At 59.8% G+C, this 18,484-nt stretch carries 18 protein-coding genes; 6 read left to right on the forward strand and 12 right to left on the reverse strand.

The genetic code is table 11. The annotated features are described in order from the left end of the window. Positions 1-6: 6 nt before the first annotated feature. Positions 7-1,347, forward strand: coding sequence for a diguanylate cyclase (locus tag VH564_RS11165; RefSeq protein WP_423339889.1), 1,341 nt, complete (start codon positions 7-9; stop codon positions 1,345-1,347). A gap of 16 nt (positions 1,348-1,363) precedes the next feature. Here the strand turns inward: VH564_RS11165 and VH564_RS11170 are convergent, their stop codons facing one another. The 4 genes from VH564_RS11170 to VH564_RS11185 all read right to left on the reverse strand — a co-directional run bounded on the left by VH564_RS11170 (position 1,364) and on the right by VH564_RS11185 (position 4,169). After that, on the reverse strand, positions 1,364-2,410 hold the full coding sequence (locus VH564_RS11170; protein ID WP_423339890.1) for a GlxA family transcriptional regulator: 1,047 nt from the start codon (positions 2,408-2,410) through the stop codon (positions 1,364-1,366). A 260-nt stretch (positions 2,411-2,670) separates the two neighbouring features. Next, positions 2,671-2,880, reverse strand: coding sequence for a hypothetical protein (locus tag VH564_RS11175; protein ID WP_423339891.1), 210 nt, complete (start codon positions 2,878-2,880; stop codon positions 2,671-2,673). A gap of 235 nt (positions 2,881-3,115) precedes the next feature. Further along, a complete protein-coding gene (locus VH564_RS11180; RefSeq protein ID WP_423339892.1) occupies positions 3,116-3,739 on the reverse strand; it encodes a hypothetical protein in 624 nt (207 codons plus the stop codon). A gap of 28 nt (positions 3,740-3,767) precedes the next feature. Beyond that, complete coding sequence (locus VH564_RS11185; RefSeq protein ID WP_423339893.1) at positions 3,768-4,169, reverse strand: DUF2177 family protein; 402 nt, start codon at positions 4,167-4,169, stop codon at positions 3,768-3,770. Between the two features lie 112 nt (positions 4,170-4,281). Between VH564_RS11185 and VH564_RS11190 the strand changes: the two genes are divergently transcribed. Next, positions 4,282-4,923: a GNAT family N-acetyltransferase gene (locus tag VH564_RS11190; protein WP_423339894.1), complete on the forward strand. Its 642-nt coding sequence runs from the start codon at positions 4,282-4,284 to the stop codon at positions 4,921-4,923. Positions 4,924-4,937: 14 nt separating this feature from the next. Here VH564_RS11190 and VH564_RS11195 read toward each other — a convergent pair whose 3' ends face one another. Both VH564_RS11195 and VH564_RS11200 read right to left on the reverse strand, forming a co-directional pair. Next, positions 4,938-7,511, reverse strand: coding sequence for an excinuclease ABC subunit A (locus tag VH564_RS11195; RefSeq protein WP_423339895.1), 2,574 nt, complete (start codon positions 7,509-7,511; stop codon positions 4,938-4,940). A 323-nt stretch (positions 7,512-7,834) separates the two neighbouring features. Then, positions 7,835-8,494, reverse strand: a complete 660-nt coding sequence (locus VH564_RS11200; RefSeq protein WP_423339896.1) for an alpha/beta fold hydrolase — start codon at positions 8,492-8,494, stop codon at positions 7,835-7,837. A 150-nt stretch (positions 8,495-8,644) separates the two neighbouring features. Between VH564_RS11200 and VH564_RS11205 the strand changes: the two genes are divergently transcribed. Further along, the gene (locus VH564_RS11205) at positions 8,645-9,574 is read left to right on the forward strand and encodes a TIGR03571 family LLM class oxidoreductase (protein ID WP_423339897.1); all 930 of its coding nucleotides are present in this window, start codon (positions 8,645-8,647) and stop codon (positions 9,572-9,574) included. A gap of 218 nt (positions 9,575-9,792) precedes the next feature. On the opposite strand, the gene VH564_RS11210 is transcribed toward VH564_RS11205, so the two are convergent. The 5 genes from VH564_RS11210 to VH564_RS11230 form a co-directional block, all read right to left on the reverse strand. Next, on the reverse strand, positions 9,793-10,221 hold the full coding sequence (locus tag VH564_RS11210; RefSeq protein WP_423339898.1) for a DUF4174 domain-containing protein: 429 nt from the start codon (positions 10,219-10,221) through the stop codon (positions 9,793-9,795). Positions 10,222-10,365: 144 nt separating this feature from the next. Further along, positions 10,366-11,256, reverse strand: coding sequence for a DMT family transporter (locus VH564_RS11215; protein WP_423339899.1), 891 nt, complete (start codon positions 11,254-11,256; stop codon positions 10,366-10,368). 374 nt (positions 11,257-11,630) lie between these two features. Continuing rightward, entirely contained in the window at positions 11,631-11,939 is a 309-nt protein-coding gene (locus VH564_RS11220; RefSeq protein WP_423339900.1) for a hypothetical protein, read from the reverse strand. Positions 11,940-12,150: 211 nt separating this feature from the next. Then, positions 12,151-12,681, reverse strand: coding sequence for a chromate transporter (locus VH564_RS11225; RefSeq protein ID WP_423339901.1), 531 nt, complete (start codon positions 12,679-12,681; stop codon positions 12,151-12,153). Continuing rightward, a complete protein-coding gene (locus tag VH564_RS11230; RefSeq protein ID WP_423339902.1) occupies positions 12,678-13,244 on the reverse strand; it encodes a chromate transporter in 567 nt (188 codons plus the stop codon). Before VH564_RS11230 ends, VH564_RS11225 begins: the two co-directional genes overlap by 4 nt. A 105-nt stretch (positions 13,245-13,349) precedes the next feature. Between VH564_RS11230 and VH564_RS11235 the strand changes: the two genes are divergently transcribed. Beyond that, a complete protein-coding gene (locus VH564_RS11235) occupies positions 13,350-14,258 on the forward strand; it encodes a LysR family transcriptional regulator (RefSeq protein ID WP_423339903.1) in 909 nt (302 codons plus the stop codon). An 80-nt stretch (positions 14,259-14,338) separates the two neighbouring features. Here VH564_RS11235 and VH564_RS11240 read toward each other — a convergent pair whose 3' ends face one another. Then, positions 14,339-15,589, reverse strand: coding sequence for a tlde1 domain-containing protein (locus VH564_RS11240; RefSeq protein WP_423339904.1), 1,251 nt, complete (start codon positions 15,587-15,589; stop codon positions 14,339-14,341). Between the two features lie 680 nt (positions 15,590-16,269). Here VH564_RS11240 and VH564_RS11245 point away from each other — a divergent pair. Together VH564_RS11245 and VH564_RS11250 are read left to right on the forward strand one after the other, a co-directional pair. Then, positions 16,270-17,385: a metallophosphoesterase gene (locus VH564_RS11245; RefSeq protein ID WP_423339905.1), complete on the forward strand. Its 1,116-nt coding sequence runs from the start codon at positions 16,270-16,272 to the stop codon at positions 17,383-17,385. A gap of 161 nt (positions 17,386-17,546) precedes the next feature. Then, positions 17,547-18,482: a LysR family transcriptional regulator gene (locus tag VH564_RS11250; RefSeq protein ID WP_423339906.1), complete on the forward strand. Its 936-nt coding sequence runs from the start codon at positions 17,547-17,549 to the stop codon at positions 18,480-18,482. Positions 18,483-18,484 lie beyond the last annotated feature (2 nt).

Genomic DNA, 18,484 nt, shown 5'->3' on the forward strand with positions numbered 1-18,484 from the left:
GAGGGCATGAGTATACCAAAATTCGACGCGAGGGTGTGGGACATGGGCCCCTCGACCCGACAGATCGCACAGAAGATCCTTCTGGTCGAGGACTCGCGCATGTTCGTGTCGATGCTGTCGCACCGGTTTCGCAGCGAACTCAGCCTTGAGGTTACTGTCTGTTCGTCGCTGAAAATGCTGGAGGACACGGTTGGCGTGGCCGGCCATGGTTTTACCCTGGCAGTTGTCAATCTCAATCTTCCCGATGCCGTCTATGGGGAGGCACTTGATTTTCTTCTCGCCCAGAGGCTGCCGTGCATCGTCTTCACCGCGAGTGCCGATTTCGATATGCGCAGCCGGCTTATGGAGCGCAGCGTCATCGACTACGTGCTCAAGGACAATCCGCAAGCTGTCGACAACCTGGTTTCCTCCGTCCGTCGGACGATCGCCAACAGCAAGATCACGATCCTTGTCGTCGACGCGGTGCCGATGGCCCGCAAGCTGCTGGTCGACAGCCTGGAGATGCAGCAGTTCGTCGTCCTTGAGGCGGCGACTGGGCTCGCCGCGATCGAAGCGCTCGACCGCCAGAGCGATATCGAACTGGTGATCATCGACCATGCGCTCACTGACGGAAGCGGCTGCGAGCTCACGCGGCAGATCACCCATCGGCACAACTCCGACCGGCTGCGGGTGATCGGCTTGTCGGCGTCGAGCGACCGGCTCGCCGCGACCGAATTCCTGCAAGCCGGCGCTACCGATTTCCTGCGGCGACCCTTTGTGGCCGAGGAGCTGCAGTGTCGCATTGCGCGGGTTATCGACACCCTGTCGCAGTTGAAGATACTGCGCGCCGCGGCCGCCGTCGACTACCTGACGGGCCTCTACAATCGCCGTTATTTCTTCGACCAGGGACCGCGTATCGTCGAGGATTGCCTCCGGCGTACGAAGCGCCTGTCGATCGGGATCCTCGACATCGACCACTTCAAACGGCTGAACGACACCTATGGTCACGAGATCGGCGACAGGGTTCTGAAGGCGGTGGCGACGCAGCTACAGGCATTCCTGCAGGGAAGCCGCAATCTGCTGGCACGCATCGGCGGCGAGGAGTTCGCCATCATGTTCACAGACATGGATTCGGCTGATGCAACGATCTTCTGCGATGAATTGCGCAAGAACCTGTCGGCCCTGAAAATTAAGGCCGATGACGAAGAATTGCGGGTGAGCGTTTCCATCGGGGTCGCCGCGATCAATGCGCGGGAAGAATTTGGAAATTATCTGAATGCCGCTGACCAGTTTCTCTACATGGCCAAGCACAGGGGGCGCAATCTCGTCTACTCCGACGCCAAGATGGCGGCGGAGGCCGAGCTCTAGGTGAGCCTATAGGGCTTTACATGACAACGCCTGTCCGGACATTCGACATGGTCAGCTTGCGCTCGGCGCGCTCCTGCTGCGGCGAGCGGTTGTAGAGTTCGCGATAACACTTGGAGAAATGCGAGGCGGAGACAAAGCCGCAGGCAACTGCCACCTCGACGACCGGCATCGACGATTGCACGAGCAGATGCCGGGCCCGGTCGAGGCGGATCTCGAGGTAGTAACGGGCGGGCGAGCGGCCCATTTCCTGGCGGAACAGACGCTCGATCTGGCGCCGCGACAGGCCGGCATCGTCGGCGATATCCAGCAGCGACAGCGGCTCGGCAAGATGGCTCTCCATGACCTCGATGATTTCAAGCACCTTGGCATTCTGGACCCCAAGCCGGGCCCTGAGCGGCAGTCGCTGGCGGTCGCTGGGGCTGCGAACGCGATCGGTCAGCGCCTGCTCGCAGACGCGATTGACGAGGTTCTCGCCGAAGTCCTGGCCGATCAGGTTCAGCATCATGTCAAGCGAGGCCGTACCGCCCGCGCAGGTGTAGAGATTGCTGTCGACCTCGTAGAGATCGGCATAGACTTCCGCCTGGGGGAAAGCTTCCGCAAAGCCCGGCAGGTTTTCCCAATGGATGGCGCAGCGCTTGCCGTTCAAGAGCCCGGCCTGGGCAAGCACATGCGCGCCCGTACAGAGGCTGCCGACAGCCACGCCGCGATTGTAGGATTCGCGCAGCCAGGCATTGACCGACTTGTTGTGGAACTCCTCGACATAGATGCCTGCGGAGATCAGCACCATGTTCGGCCGATTTTCGCCGCCGAGATAGCGCCGTTCGTCCGAAAGCGACGAGTTGACCTCGATGCCGATCCCGCTGGACGAATAGACTTTCTCCCCATCCGTCGACGAAAGCCGCCAGGTATAGGCAGTATAGCCAAGCATTCGATTGGCAATGCGCAAGGTTTCGATCGCTGCCGCAAAGGGGAGCATGGTGAAATGGGGAATCAGAAAGAACACGATGGTGCGCTTTCTGCCAGGCGTCTTGCTGAGTTCAACTACCTGCTGCGCCGTGCCCATGCGTGATTGCTCCCATCTAAATCAATAGTCTGAAAGCGACGATCTCACGGAAGCTCAGGCGCGCAAAGGCTTATTTGCGCCATGGTTGCAGATTTATGTTTTGTCAAATGTTAGGGGGAGCGGAGGCTGCAAAGCCGCTGTGCGGCATGGGGCGCAAGTCGTTGAAGAAAAATGGTTAGTTCACCCGAGTAGCGAGAGCTAGGCTGCGTTTTCTTAAGCTCGGGTCGCAGTCTAGCTCGATGTCACGAGGAGGCTTTCCGTCATTCCTCTGTCGCTTTTCCGATGTCGGCGGCAGGCCAGCCGAAGTCCTTGCGCATGTCGAACGGCATCGCCTCGATATGCCGCGCTGCCTGGCGCCTTGACCATGCTTCGGAATAGGTCACGATAGCGGCGGCAAGCTGGTAGAGGGTGCCACCGGCCGCGAAAAACGCCGGCCTGTTCTTACTGCTTCTATAGGTAATGGTTGTCATGTCATCATCCTTTCGCTGTCAGGTGTCGACAGTAAATATGGGCCTGCTACATGCATCAATCAAACGAATAGATTTCATGGATGTCATCAGTAAATTTGACCTTTGCGCAATCGATACGATGTTCCCGCCTCAAGTTAGTAGACCGTTCTCGCATACATGCCTGTCTCCTTCGCAAGGTTGATGAAGCTCAAGCGGATCTGATTGCTCGCAAATCGAACGGTAGACACCCAAATCATCACCGAAGAAGTCCGTCTCGTCCAAATTCTTCCCACCCTTCCAGCTTCGGCCGGGTTCCGTCATCAGGCTCCTGTCGTGCCTCGTTGCTCTTCTTGAGCAGACGAGCCTGCTTCGCATTCCAAGCCGCACGGCGTCTGTTTTCGGCCCTGGCTTCGGCGTCCTCGACGCGCCACTCGTCGATCGCTCCCCTGTCAAGCAGGTCGACGACGACGCGAGGGTCGAAGACATGGAACGTAATCTTCCTCGCCCGACCCTGAAGTCTGACTGTGCGCGTTCCGGCGCTTGGCAGACGTCCGTCAGCAAGCCAACGGTGACGCTCGGTAGCCGTCATACTCAGGATGTCCTGTATTTCCCGCGGAATGACTGGAAGGTCTTTGATGCCGTCGAGCGCTTTGGTGACAATGGCCGATGCATGCTCGAAATCGTTCGTCTCACCTTCAGGCATACCGAGTGTCAGCACCCGGCCATCGATATCGAGCGACTTGCGAACCGCCTTGGGAAGGCGAGCGCGCATCTCCAGCAATATGCCTCTTGCCCTGACAGACGAGCCGAGCGTCGCCTCGGATGGCACGGTCCAGGTCGCCTTGAGTGCATGAGGCAGGATGTCTTTTTTCTTCGGCATTGGAACAATCGCGGCTAGTGCGGGACAGTTAGGAGAAATAGCGGGCGGCTGCGTACCCACATCCGCTGGCAACCCCGGTCAGCACCGTCCCCCACGCCATGTCGACGACGCTAAGCGTCAACGGCCATCCTTTCAAGGTCGCCAGGTTCGACATGTCGTAAGTGCCATATGCCGCAAGACCAAGGACGGCACCAAAGCCGATTGCGGCGATGGCAGAGCCGGCATCGAGGCCCGGTCTGACAGCCAGAATGACGATTGCGGCCGCGAAGAAGAGATAGAAGGCCGCAGCGACCACGAAGTTGGGAGAGGGAAGCATCAGGCTGCCAAGCTGGTCGCGATAGAAGTTGCGAGCGACGAGCCCCAGCCAGATCGAATCGATTATCAGGAACGAAAGCAGTGTCGCTACATATGCGATGCCGAAGATCTTCATTCAGCGATTCCTTTTTTTCCGGTTGTCTCAATGAACACCCTCCTTGTGGGCTTGTTCCGATCGAGGGTCTGAAATGCTCTCCCGAGTTCGAAATGCGATCAATGGGCTGCACATGCATATGAAATCGACGTCACCGGCCGCCGAAGAGGGGCGACGTAACAAGGGCACGTCGGGCCACAGTGTGGTATCAATCGAGAAGCGAAGCATGGGAGAATGCCGGTTGCTACTTGAGACATCGAGCCCTCTTTTCGAAGTGCGTCGTCTTGGCGGACAGGACACGGCGGTCTTTCGCGATATCCGAAGAGAAGCAATCGCGGACAATCACGACGCCTTGGGCATGAGTATTGGCGAGGAGCTCACGCACGATGAGGCGTGGTATCTCGACAAGTTGGACGTTGACCATGTTTTTGGCGGGATCGACCAGACAGGCGCTCTGATGGGCGTTGTTGCTCTGACTAAAAAGCGGATAGGACCTCGAACAGGCGTTGCTGCATTGTCAGGCATGTATGTCAGGCCGACCGCGCGGGGGACTGGCCTATCGCGGCATTTGCTCGGTGCCGCGGTCTGCGAAGCCTTTCGGGACGGCCGGTCAGTCCTGCTCGCTGTCACGATCACGAACGAGGCGGCAATCAGGCTCTATCTGTCGGCGGGTTTTTGCGAATGGAAAGGTTCCGAGCCGCAGTCGTATTCAGACACATCCTCTCCGCCACAGATGCTGATGAGGCTTGACGGAGCCGAGTTCAAAGCTCTTTGACGTCCCCGAAGGCTTTATAGGGTGACGCCTTCATCGAGTTGGAAAAGACGCTTCAGGTACGGAGCTGTCCGGCTTGCCTTCGAGCCGGCTACGTCTTGCGGAGTGCCTTTGGCGACAATCTTTCCACCCTCGTCACCCGCACCGGGTCCGATATCAATCACCCAGTCGCTCGCCGCTGCCACTGTCATATCGTGATCGACGACGACGACGGTATTGCCTGCCTCGACCAGCGCATTGAGCTGGACGACAAGCCGCTCGACGTCGGACGGATGCAACCCGGTTGTCGGCTCGTCCAGTACGTAGAGAGCGCCACCTTTCTGGGCTCGCTGAAGTTCGGTCGCAAGCTTGATCCGCTGCGCTTCGCCTCCAGAAAACTCGGTCGCAGGCTGACCCAGACGCAGGTAGCTCAGTCCAACTTCGCGCAGAACTTTCAGGGATGCCCGGACGCTCGGGGCGTCGTCGAAGAATTCCCAGGCGTCTGAGACAGTAAGCCCCAGGATTTGCGAGATGTTTTTTCCCCTGTATTCGATCTCGAGTGTGTCCGCATTGTAGCGGGTACCATGGCAAGTCGGGCAGGGTGCATAGACGCTCGGAAGGAAAAGCAGCTCGACCATGACGAAGCCTTCACCCTCGCATCGCGGGCAGCGGCCCTTGGCGACATTGAAGGAGAACCGCCCGGCGTCATAGCGGCGCTTCTTTGCTTCCGGCGTGGCGGCGAAGAGGGAACGGACATGGTCGAACAGCCCGGTATAAGTCGCGAGGTTCGATCTTGGCGTCCGGCCGATCGGCTTCTGGTCGACCTCGATGAGGCGTCGGATCCTGTCCAGCCCGCCCTCGATCCTTCCCTGCGTCGGCAGGCCTGGCTCCACCTCCAGCGCGGCCTCATCCTCCGCGTCGCTTTCCTGACGAACCGGAGCGCCGAGCGCCTCGCCGACAAGTTCGACAAGCGCTTGGCTGACCAGACTCGACTTGCCCGATCCCGAAATGCCTGTCACCGTCGTCATGACCCCGAGCGGGAACGCGCAGTCGACGTCGCGAAGATTGTTTCGGGTGACACCGGAAAGGCGAAGCCAGCCGTCCGGTTCTCTCCGCTTTGACGATGGCTCGCCGGCTTTCGCGAACAAATGCCGGGCGGTTTCCGATCGTTCGACATTCCGCAGGCCTTGCGGGAGGCCGCTGTAGAGGATCTCGCCCCCAAGTTCGCCGGCAGCCGGTCCCACGTCGACGATCCAGTCCGCGTGCCGGACGACGTCGAGTTCGTGCTCCACGACGAACAGCGAGTTTCCAACGGCTTTCAGTCCGTCGAGCGCCCGTAACAAAGCTTCGGTGTCGGCCGGATGCAGACCTGCAGAGGGTTCGTCCATGACATAGACCACGCCGAACAGGTTCGAGACGACCTGCGTTGCCAGGCGGAGTCTCTGGAGTTCACCTGGAGACAGGGTCGGTGTGCTCCGTTCGAGGGTAAGATAGCCGAGACCGAGATCGAGAACGACCGCCAGCCGCCTGCAAAGGTCACCGGCGATGCGCTGGACGACCATTGCCTTCTCAGGGTGCTTCCGCCGCATGGCCACGAGCTTCTCGGCATCAGGGTCTGCGTAGGGCGCGAAGATGTCCGAGAAACGGGCCATCGGCAGCCTGCTCATCTCGGCATAGTCGAGACCTTCGAACGTGACCGAGAGAGATTCCTTTCGCAACCGCTTGCCTTCGCACAGCGGACAGGCACTGCTGAGCATGTAGCGGGAAGCCCGCTTCTTCATCATCGCGCTTTGCGTTGTCGCGAAGCTATGGGTCACGTGGCGGCGCGCGCTTGAGAATGTGCCCATATAGGAGGGCTCGTCCTTCCTCGCGACAGCACGCTTTACCTGCTCATGGCTGAGTCCCGGATAGACCGGGACGATGGGCTGCTCGTCCGTGAACAGGATCCAATCGCGGGTTTTTTCCGGAAGCTGCCGCCATGGCTTGTCGACGTCGATGCCAAGGGTGATCAGGATGTCCCTGAGGTTCTGGCCGCCCCATGCCAGTGGCCATGCCGCCACGGCGCGCTCGCGGATTGTCAGCGACGGATCCGGCACCATCGACGCTTCGGTCACCTCATGGATGCGACCGAGGCCATGGCATTGCGGGCAGGCACCTTCCGGCGTGTTCGACGAGAAGGACTCCGCCTCGAGATGAGGCTGGCCAGGCGGGTACGTGCCGGTTCGGGAATACAGCATCCGGAGCAGGTTCGAGATGGTGGTCACGCTGCCGACCGACGAGCGTGCCGTCGGAGACCCGCGCTGCTGCTGCAGGGCGACGGCAGGCGGGAGACCCTCGATCTGATCGACGTCCGGAACGCTCATCTGCGTGAAAAGGCGACGGGCATAGGGAGAGACGGATTCCAGATATCGGCGTTGAGCCTCGGCATAGAGCGTGCTGAAAGCGAGGGAGGATTTCCCAGATCCGGAGACGCCCGTGAAGACGACAAGGGCGTCCCGTGGGATGTCCACATCGACGTTCTTCAGATTGTGCTCGCGGGCTCCACGGACTCTCACGAACCCTTCGAGCCTTTCGGTCGGAGGGACGGTACCGTCGCTATGTCTTTTCGCCATCTGGGATCTCGAGCGTGACTGTTAAGCGGGGAGATAGCACACTCGTCCCACCGATCAACGGCGAGCACGGCGCTGGCGGATTTCGCGCGCTCCGTCTCCATGGAACGAGTTGCCATCGCAGAGGGTTGACGGTTTGCAACAGAAGAGGAGCACTACAAGAAGACTTCGTCGTCCGGCTTTAGGACGTCAATCCTCGACCCGTGTCGTATCTTGCATCGTCATTTCCGGAGACGGCCAACGGCGACCTTCAGGAAGCGGCGGTCGCCATATGGGTATTGGCGGTAAGCCAGGTCATGTCACGACCGCCCAATCGTAAGTACGGCTTAAGCGCAAACCCGCTTTGCCCAACCCGCAACAGCTTCCGACACCGTCTTCAAATGGTCCGCCGCAGAATAACCGGATATGGTCTTGCGTGGCTTCAAATCGTGATCCCCATCTTCAAGCCAGAGGATGTCGATCTCTGGAGACAGGTCGTAGCCCGCGACTTCCTCTTTCGTGCCCAGCTCGTCACGCGTGCCCTGGCATATGAATGTCGGTGTCTTCAGAGCGGCGAGGTGAGCCGTTCGCAGGTTATCGGGCTTGCCCGGCGGATGAAACGGATAGCCAAGACAAAGCAGTCCGGCGATTTTTCCACTCCTATAAAGATCGTCCGCAACCATGCTGGCCACGCGGCCGCCCATCGATTTGCCGCCGATTATCAGCGGTCCTTTGCAATCGAGCTGGGTCACCGCCGCAACATACTCGCCGTTCAGCATGTCGGCCCGCGGCGGAGGCCGTCTGCTTCCCGACGCTCTGCGATCGGCCATGTATCCGAACTCGAAGCGGGCCACTCTGAAGCCCGCGGTGGCTAAGGCCTCCGCAGCGGCTGTCATGGATTTGGAGTCCATCGGTCCGCCCGCGCCGTGTGCGAGCAGAACGGTTAGCCGGGCGTCGTCAGGGCCGGATTTCAGGAATTCGATCGGTTGCGTTTCTTGGACATCCATCTGTCTCTCATAGTCGATCCGCCTGCGGATCGAAAGAAGCTACCGGTCGATGCCCCATCTTCGAATTAAATCCCGAGGAGACCTCGTTGGCGCTCAAGACGTGGCCTATCTGTGTAAGGCGCTATCTTTGTATCATACCGACGGGCACCGATGATTACCGAACCAGGCCGCCTCACTCTTGGAATCGTGCTCCCTTCACAGCCGAGGCAGGCGGCCGATTTCGACTTCGAAACGCAGTTAGCCATTGCCCGTCGGGCTGACGAGCTCGGCTTCTCGGCGATCTGGGTTCGCGACGTTCCCCTCAACGGCGACAGCTATCCAGACCCGACCGGACACGCGGATCCGTGGGTCCTGCTGGGTGCCCTTGCTCTGGCAACGACGCGTATCAATCTCGTCAGCGGGTCGATCGTTCTCCCGCTGCGGCATCCTCTCCACGTTGCTAAAGCTGCCCTCTCTGTCAACGCGCTGTCGAAAGGGCGCTTCGTGCTCGGACTTGGATCCGGCGACAGACCATCGGAGTTTTCCGTCTTCGGCAAGGACTTCGCGCACCGCAAGGAGCTTTATCGGCACAACTGGACACGGCTAGCCGCCGCTCTCGGACAGGGTAGTGAAGTACTCGACGAGGAGGGCGTTGTCAGACCGGAGTTCCAGATACGGCCGCGCACAGGAGCCGCACCGGTTTCCATGCTTGCCGTCGGCTCGGCTTCGCAATCGCTGGAATGGATTGCCCGCAATGCCGTCGGCTGGGCGACCTACTACCGTCCGTTGGCAGCACAGGCGGATCGCATCGGGCTTTGGAAGACGGCTGTCGGGAAGGTGACGACCGAACACCGTAGCTTCAGCCAGTCCATGTTGCTGGATCTTTCCGAAGACCCGGTTGCGCCAGCCGAACCGCTCGGTCTTGGCATGCGGGTCGGAAGGAATGCGCTGGTCCGCTATCTCCAGGACATCCATGCGCTGGGCGCGAACCATGTGATGTTCAATCTTGCTTCGGGGAGCAGGCCGGTCGAACAGATTCTGCAGGAAATCTCCGAGGACGTCATGGACGAGGTCGGCGAGACGACGGAGGCGGGACTTTGATGGAGCTTGGGAGGGTGGCCGTCGAGCGTCGGGTAGTAAACCTTACGGGGCAGGCGATAGGTGGCATAGATTACGGCTCGCCGAAGGGCGATCCCGGCTCCTTCTGACCCGGTTTCGGGCACTGGCAGATCGATGGCGATTTCCCGTCAACACTCAGCAGTGGCGTCTCCACGCTCCTTAAGCAGATGCTCCATCCGCTGGCGCTTGCGGGCGCGCGATCAGCCCTGGCCGTTTTTTCGCATCGGCATGCGATCTATCAGGCCAAACATGGCCTCATCCGTCACGACCTCAGAACTGCGAAGCTTGACGCCGCCGTCTTTACCGATCAGCACCGCCTCAAAGGCATTGCCCTCGATGCCGGCCTGCTGGCGAAGCTTCCGGGCGTCCACGCCTGTCGCGTCGCCGTAGACCGGACGGACTTCGTCGCCGATCACTGTGATGACAACCATGTCCCTGTTTGCGAGGTCCTTTTCGTGGCTCCTTAGAAGCTCGACCTGTCTCGCGAGCTTCTGGTCGCCCGATCCGCCGAACAGGACAACAACGCGGTTTTTCCATTCATATTTCCTGAGCTCGTCCATCGTGGCGGACGCCTGGGAAGCCATGATTGCGGCAACAGCGAGGGCGGATGCTATGATTACGGTCTTCATGTTCAATCTCCCTTCATCCAACAAAACGCGCGGGCATAAACAATGTTCGCTTCCACCCGGCCATCGTTTGGTTCGATTGGCTAATTGACCAGCGCGACTTGGAATGGAAGCTCCAGCGAACCCGGCAGACCATTTCCGCGACGACTAATCTTGCGCGGCAGAGGGCACCCGCCGCCGCTCCCAGAGGATCAAGACAACACTGGACGCAACGATTAGCGCCGCTCCGGCGAAAACGTTCGTGGCTGGTACCTCGGCCCAAATGAGGTATCCGTACGCAAATGCCCAGATCAGACCAGTGTACTCGATAGGGGCCAGCGCGGATGCGGGCGCATATCGGAATCCCTCGTAGAGGATGAACTGGCCGATCGTGGCAATCGCTCCCAAACCCAGCATCAGCACCCAGCCCATCAGGTCAGGCGTCTTCCAGATCCAGGGAAACGAGACGGCGCATGCCAGCCCGAACAGCAGGCTGGTCGCATACATCTGGGTGAGGGTCGACTCGCTTCGGCTGACGAGACGAACGAGTATCGTGCTCCAGGCCCAGAAGAACCCCGCGACAAGACACATGGCCGTCGGAATGAGATCCGGAGTGTGGCTCGGATTCGCGGCCACCGCGACGCCGAGAAACCCGACGATACATGCCAGCCATCGACCCGCGTCTACTCTCTCCTTGAGTATCCAGATCGATAGAAAGATGACGATGATCGGCGCGGAGAAATAGAGCGTGGTGAGCTGGGCAAGCTCAAGGTGACGCGCGGCGTTGTAGAACAGAAGCCAAGCGAAGAACATCAGGGCGGCCCGGAGGACGACCGACGACCGGTGAGGGCTTTTGAAGACCGACGGATGCTTGCGGTATCTGACCAGAAATCCACTGACAACGACGATGACGAAGCTGCGCATGAAGAGGATTTCGGGCACCTCGTAGTCGGCGACCAGCCATTTGACGATCGCGTCCTGTATCGCGAAGCACGCGTAGCCGACACAGGCAAGCGCGATGCCTGCAAGCGGCCTGGATTCTTGATTTCCGGAAGTCATCTCATCTCGCAGGGATACTCGGAGGACGGCAGGCCGCCAAGCGAGGCAAAGCATCGAGGGCTGGCCTACCGGATTCATAACGCATGTTCAACTCGCGCTTTCTAACCCGACTGATGCGAAAGCGCTCATCAAATGTGTGGCCGAAGCCTACCTTCAACTCACGCGATGGACGCGACAGTCGCGTCGTTGCGTCAGAGAGGTATTGTCGAGAGGCTGTCCTGCAAATGACGAAGGCAAACCCGAGGTCGCAGGTGTCACTCGAAAACGCCTCCATCAAGGTGTCAATGGCCGCTCCAGCCGTGGTTCTTTGCAGAATTGAAGTCGTCGCTCGGCAGAGCTGCTCTACGCCCAAGTTTCTCTGAGATATTGCAATACTAGCGCGGCGAGCGGCACTGCAGTTGCATGCCGCCAGCGCCCACGTAGGTGTCGCTGACAGCGTCGTATCCCGTTGTGTAGCGACCGGCACACCACTTGATGTGCCTCACCTCGTCTGCCGTCAAGATGGAAGCTTCGAAGCTGTACGCCCCTCGCTTGTCGCCCGCGTATGCCGAAACGGATTGCTCGGGCGTCGCTTGGTCTTCTTCGGTGACCGGCATCCTCAAGGCGTGGGCGGGCGTCAGTGCAGACCCGACGAACATCGCGCTGAGAGAGAGTATCGAAGCGAGCTTTGCGACAGTAGACATGACGACACCGTTTGCTGTTCAACAAAGCAACGGAATCGCGGTCCGTTCCGTTCCGCTATTCGATACAAATTTTGTATGGACAGACCCCACGATTACGGTTGGCCCAACAGTCCCCATACTGCTCGCGGAACGCAAGCACGCCAGAAAATGCACCATCCGCTGGTGATGGCAGGTGATCTAGGCGCAAGCTGTCAGGCAACGTCCATCATCTTCATACCTGGCCAAATCCGCTCAGGCCGATCAGAGCGCCGACCGCAAGCACGGCCAGCGGGTGAATGCGCGTCTTCACCAATACGATCGCGCAGCCCACGACGATCGCGGCAAGGACCCAGTTGAGAGCCGATGCTGCGGTTATGACCGCGGCGCTGGCGGCGACCAGTCCTGCCGTCATAGGGACGAGACCATTCTGCACGATCCTCCGCCATGGTCTGTCCTTGAAGCGGTTCCAGAGATGAAAAGCGACGCCCGTGACGATCGACGACGGACCGAATTTTGCCACCGACGTCACAAGTACGCCTGCCCAGCCGGCGACATGCCAGCCGACGAGCGGCACCACCATGAGGTTGGGGCCAGGTGCGGCCTGGGCCAAGGCGAACAGCGCGCCGAACTGCTGGGCGGTCATCCAGTGGTGCACATCGACGACCTGGCGATGCATCTCCGGGAGGATGGAATTGCCACCCCCGAACGCCAGAAGTGAAAGCTGGGTGAATATCACAGCAAGGGCTATCAGGGTGCTGGTCATGCCTCCAGCCTCCACGTTGCCAGGACACTGACGGGGGAGAGCAACAGCATTGTCGGCAGGAGAGGCAGGTTAAAAATCGCGATGGCGATGAAGCAGACGGCGGCGATGGCAATGGCTACCGGACGTCTGCGCAGCGGCAGGACGATCTTGATGGCCATGGAAACCAGGAGACCGGCAGCCGCCGCAGCAAGGCCAGCGAATGCGTGCTGGACGCGGACGTCGTCGTGGAACTGGTCGTAGACGACGCCGAGACAGATAACGATGGCGGTGGGAGCGGCGATCAGACCGAGAATGGCCGCCAGGGCCCCTGCGACACCCCGAAATTTTAGCCCAACCGCGACCGACAGGTTGATGATGTTTCCGCCTGGAAGGAACTGGCAGAGACCGAGCAGTTCTGTGAATTCCTCCTCACTCAGCCAATGCCGGGTTTCGACCAGCATTCGGCGGGCAAGCGGCAGGACACCGCCAAATCCCGTCAGGCCAAGGATGAAGAAGCCCGTGAAAAGCGATTTGATGTCCGGAGCGGCAAGTTCCTCGGCGGGTGGTTGGATCTGTCTATCCATGAGTTGGCCTTGTCGATGAAATGAAGGATTGCGCCTTGTCTACACTTCACGTCCGTACAGGTCCAATATATGGATTAATGGATATGCATATGCAGGAGATATGTCTTGATCGAACTTCGCCATCTTCGATACGCCGTCGTGGTCGCTGACGAGGGGCATATCACGCGCGCCGCCCAGCGGCTCGGTATCCAGCAGCCCCCACTCAGCCAGCAGATACGGAGCCTGGAGTCGATGGTCGGCGCGACATTGTTCAAGCGGATGCCTCGCGGTGTCGAGGTCACGGAGGCTGGCAGGACATTCGTGGAGAAAGCCAGGGCAATTCTTCGGGATGTCGAGCTTGCGGTGGAAGCGACCCGAAACAATGCGCGTGGCGACGAGGGCGTCCTGGCGGTCGGGTTCACCAGTTCGGCAGCCTTTCATCCCCTGGTAACATCGGCGGTTCGAACGTTCGGAGTGAATTGGCCTGGGGTGTCTCTGAAGCTCGAAGAATCGAGCACGCCCGATCTGATCGCCGCCATTCGCGCCCGGCAGCTCGATATCGCCTTCATCAGGTCGCCCGTGGAAGATTCGTCGGGTCTGACCATCGCGCACATCCTTGACGAAGAGATGCTTGTGGCGCTGCCGGATAGTCACCGGCTCGCATCGAGAGACCGCGAGCGCGATACCATCCACCTGTCCGAACTGGCGGGCGAAGACTTTATTCTCTATCGACGTCCATCCGGTCCCGGCCTCTACGATACGGTCATTGCCGCATGTCTGAGCGCCGGGTTCAGTCCGCGGATCAAGCATGAAGCCCCACGGCTGCTGTCGACGCTGAGCCTTGTGGCCGCCGGTCTCGGGATTTCCCTAATCCCTCGTTCCATGGCTCGCTTGGAGACGCAGGGCATAGCCTATCTCCAGATCGCGCTGGATACTCCACTCGTTGCGCCACTGAACCTTGCGACACGAAGCGCCGAATTCAGCGGCGCTTTGAAGCGATTTGTCGAGACGGTTAGGCATGGGCATGGCGGGTGATCGCTGCCCTTATCCGGTCAGCATCGTCGCCAATACGGCTGCTAAGGCGGTATAGGCCATAGTCTGTCGCATGCTGCGTGTCACAGCATAGCGAGATATTCTGGGAGGTTGCCCATGGACGGAACGACGATGATTTTCGTCACCTCTCCGCGCTTGAACGCCTTGAGGAACTCAGGATAGGAAGCAAACGCGATGCAACCCGCGGAGTCGCCGGGGACGCGGCGAAGATAGGAATGCGTCAGAATTCCGTTGCGGCCATACATCTTGCCGGAGCCGACGGGCGTCATGCGAATGGCCTCTACCCCGTGGAACAGGGACTCCCGCATGCGCAAGCTGTAGACGTTCGGAGGCGTCGGTCCGCGTCCCGCAAGGTTCGCGTATTCCGGTCGATCACGGGTGGGCCCGCGGCCTGAATGGGCCTCGAGCCTGTCGCCGTTTGGCATATAGACCACCGATTTTGCGATGTCGTAGACCGCGATCCGGCTGCCGCGTGGTGGCAGGCTGGGTTTCGAGGAGAAAATCGAAAAGATGCTCTTGCGCTGTTCAGAAGGCGCGTCAGGCTTAATCGAGACGGTTTCGGACGAAGGGGCGGGTGGGCTCGGAAGCCGCACATTCGCCAGCGGGGCCGCAGGCCTGAACGTCGGCAAAGGTGCATCGTCGTCGGGCAGGATGATCCCTGCTTCCCCCTCGTCACTTCCAGGCAGGATCGCGTTGAACGGGTCGTCTTCCGGGTTCATGACCTGACGGGTCGTCGGCATCGGGCCGTAGGCGAGTTCCTGGATCGGTCCGTCGCCAGCGGTCGGGACGGATACCGTCGGGAACCGTTCCTGTCGTGCATGCTCGAGCCTCTGCCGGTCGAGGCTATCCACAAGCGCGAGCCTCGCCGTTCTCGCTTGCTCGAGTTCCCGGACACTTGGCCCCACCAGGGCGACAGCTTTCTCGGGTCTAGCGACCTCAGGGACGGGTGGTACCGGCGTTTGCTCGGCTACAGCGACGACCCTTGGCGCTTTTGTCGCTACCGAGCCATCCAATGGGAACAGGTCTTCCGCCACCTTTTCGATCGTGGCGTCGCTGCGGGAGGAGACGATCGGCATGCTGATCGCAGGGGCGACAGGCAGCCGTTTATGATCAATGATCGCGATCTTGAAACGAGTGTCTCCCAGCGCGAGTCTTTGAGCGGTGGAGCCATAGGTCAAAACCGATAGAAGCGCTGTCCCCGCGAAGACTGCGACCGCGACGGTTCCGCCCGCGAACACGACCGCGCCGGGTAGCCAGCGACCCTCGTTCACATGCTTTGAATTGTTACGCTTAGAAGCTGCCAAAAACGCCATACCAAACCCGGCAATAAGAACTCTACTGTGGCCTTCCGCGGGTGCGACACGCGTGATCACACGAGGAGAATGCGTGTGCTTCAGCGTTAGGCCGAATGCAACTATCTCCTAATATGGTTAATAACGCGTGCATCGGCCGGCAGGTTTTGGGCAAACAGGATCGACTGAACCGACACGCACTACGAGGGAAACGCTTATCGATATTCTCCTTGCGGCGAGCCACAGCGCTCTCGACGTTCGTCTCTACACTCTGCTTCCGATCATGGTCGTCACGAATATCGCTCTTCGCCTGCTTGAGACCTAGGTTTCCAAAATGGCTGATCGTCGTACTTGACCCCGTCATCAGGCCGTTTGGACTTCATGGGCCTGGTGGTCTGGCCATCCGAAGGTCGACACTCACAAGCTTTGTCGCTCTCCTGTCTACACCGAAGATGATACAGGCGAGGGGCACTTCAGACCGATGCTGGCTGGGTCATTCGCACGCGTTCCCGCTTCAATCGTTTCGACGTCAACCTGCCGGATATTTCGTCGCAAGCTTGAGCTGAAAGACTATCTTCCTCGTACACAGAGACAGCCCGACACTGATAGTGGAGCAGACTTAGAACCTTTCGCCACCATGGCCGCCCGCCTCTCGAAACGGCTTGCGGCGAACGCACCAACTTATAGGAATAGCCTCAACTATGTTCACTGTTATCCTCGGGCTCCCGTGGCTTCTAGTCGTGGTCCGGTTCATCGAGCCGTTGCCATGGCCTTGGTCGATCAAGATCTTGCTGGCCGCCGTGCTTTTGATCGCCTCCCAGTATCTCCTGTTCTGTCGCCTGTCTTCTGGATCGGTGTTTTCGCCGGAGTTTCCAAGGCTGATCATCATTGCGTTTAATGTGGTCTTCGGTGCGACGGTCCTGTTGGCCGTGTTTCAGATCGCGCTCGACATAATCTCCGTTCCTGTCGCGCTGATCGATGGAGGCTTCCCAACGGTTCCGGCGGCAGTCAGGTACGGGATGGGGATATCGGCGTTCTGCCTGGCGGCCTTTGGCGTCAGCCAGGCGATACGCGTTCCGGCCCTGAAAGATGTTGAAATTTCCGTTGTCGGACTGCCGGCAGCTTTCGATGGCTACAGAATTCTGCAGTTGACCGACCTCCACATCAGCCGCCTGTTTACAAAGCGTTGGGCCGAGGCCGTCGTGTCGAAGGCGAACGCGCTTGATGCCGATGTCATGGTGATGACCGGCGATCTCATCGACGGTGATGTCGAGCACCGCCGCCTCGATGTGCAACCGATAGCCAGACTGCGCGCACGCGATGGCGTCTGGGCCATTCCCGGCAATCACGAATATTTCTTCGATTACGGAGAGTGGATGCGGGAGTACGAGCGCTTGGGGATGCGGACGCTCTTGAACCGACACGTCCAAGTGGAGCGCGAGGGTGTGGCTATCGTCATTGCGGGCGTAACCGATCGCGCCGCCGTGCATTCGGGCAACGCACCTCCAGACCTCCAATCGGCCCTTCGTGGCGCGCCCGAGGGTGCCGCGATCATCTTGCTCGATCATCAGCCGATGGGAGCCCAAAAAGCCGCCGACGCAGGGGTCTCCGTCCAGTTGTCCGGTCACACGCACGGTGGCATGGTTATCGGTCTCGCCAGCCTCGTGGCGCGGGGGAATAACGGTTTCGTCTCCGGTCTCTACAAGCTCGGAAGCATGAGCCTGTACGTAAACAATGGAACAGGTCTCTGGCCGGGCTTTGCTTTGCGACTGGGAATGCCTGCGGAGCTTACCCGCATTACACTCAGGTCAATTTAGCAGGTACCAAAACGCGATCTTGGCGGCGCTTGGCCGAGCAGTTTCCGTGCGAAGGAGGCCCGTTATAAGGCGAGAAACGCGCGTTCATCTCTGAGGTCGTGGCTATAGCCAGCAGCAGATTTGCAGAATACAAAAGATCATGAGCGGAATTATACCGAAAAATGGATGACGGGAACGTCTCCCTGGATCGCATGCGGACATTCGTCCGAGTTGCGCAACGCGGCAGTTTGTCAGCGGCAGCAAGGGAACTTGGTATTGGGCAGTCGACTGTCACGCGCCATATCAACGAACTTGAAGAGGCGCTCGGTGTCTCGCTGCTTGGTCGAACCACGCGGCGCGTCACGCTGACGGAGGAAGGCAGCCAGTATCACGCCAACTGTCTGCAGATCCTACGGCTGGTGGAGCAGGCCACGGAGGAGGCAAGAGATGCCCGGCGCGTCCCTGTCGGCGTGGTTCGCGTCTCCTGTACATCAGCGCTCGGCGTCATGCATCTCGCGCGCATTATTTTTGCTTTCCAAGACGAGCATCCGGATATCCGGATAGACCTCAACCTCACAGACGAACGCATTGATCTCGCGCGCGAGGGCGTCGACGTCGCGCTTCGCTTGGGGCCAGTCATGGATGATGCGATGAAGCTTGTCGCGATCGGCGCAAGCGGCAGGAGACTGGCGGGATCACGTGACTATCTAGCGAGCCGCGGGCGACCCGCGCGGCCAGCAGAACTGACGAACCACAACAGCATTGTGATGTCCAATGTCGCCGGAAGCGAGCATCTGTTGCTGTCTGCTCCCGACGGGACACGCCTGATGGTACCAGTCAGCGGCACATTGCGGGTGGATCATGGACTAGCAGCCCGAGCGGCTCTTGCTGCCGGCCGCGGTATCGCTCCGGCGCACCTCTGGCTCATTCAGGATTTGCTCGACGCCGGCAAGCTCGAAACCGTGCTCGACGAATACGATCTGGATGCGGTCCCTGTCAGTCTGCTCGTCGTCCCCGAACGGGCTGGAATTGCCCGTGTGCGGCTCCTGGTGGATTTTCTCGTCGATGAAATCAGGAAGCTGCCGGGGATCACACCGCATCGATCGGCAAGTGGCTGACG

The sequence above is a fragment of the Rhizobium sp. HT1-10 genome (assembly GCF_049472505.1).
In the GTDB taxonomy this organism is placed as follows: Bacteria; Pseudomonadota; Alphaproteobacteria; order Rhizobiales; family Rhizobiaceae; genus Rhizobium.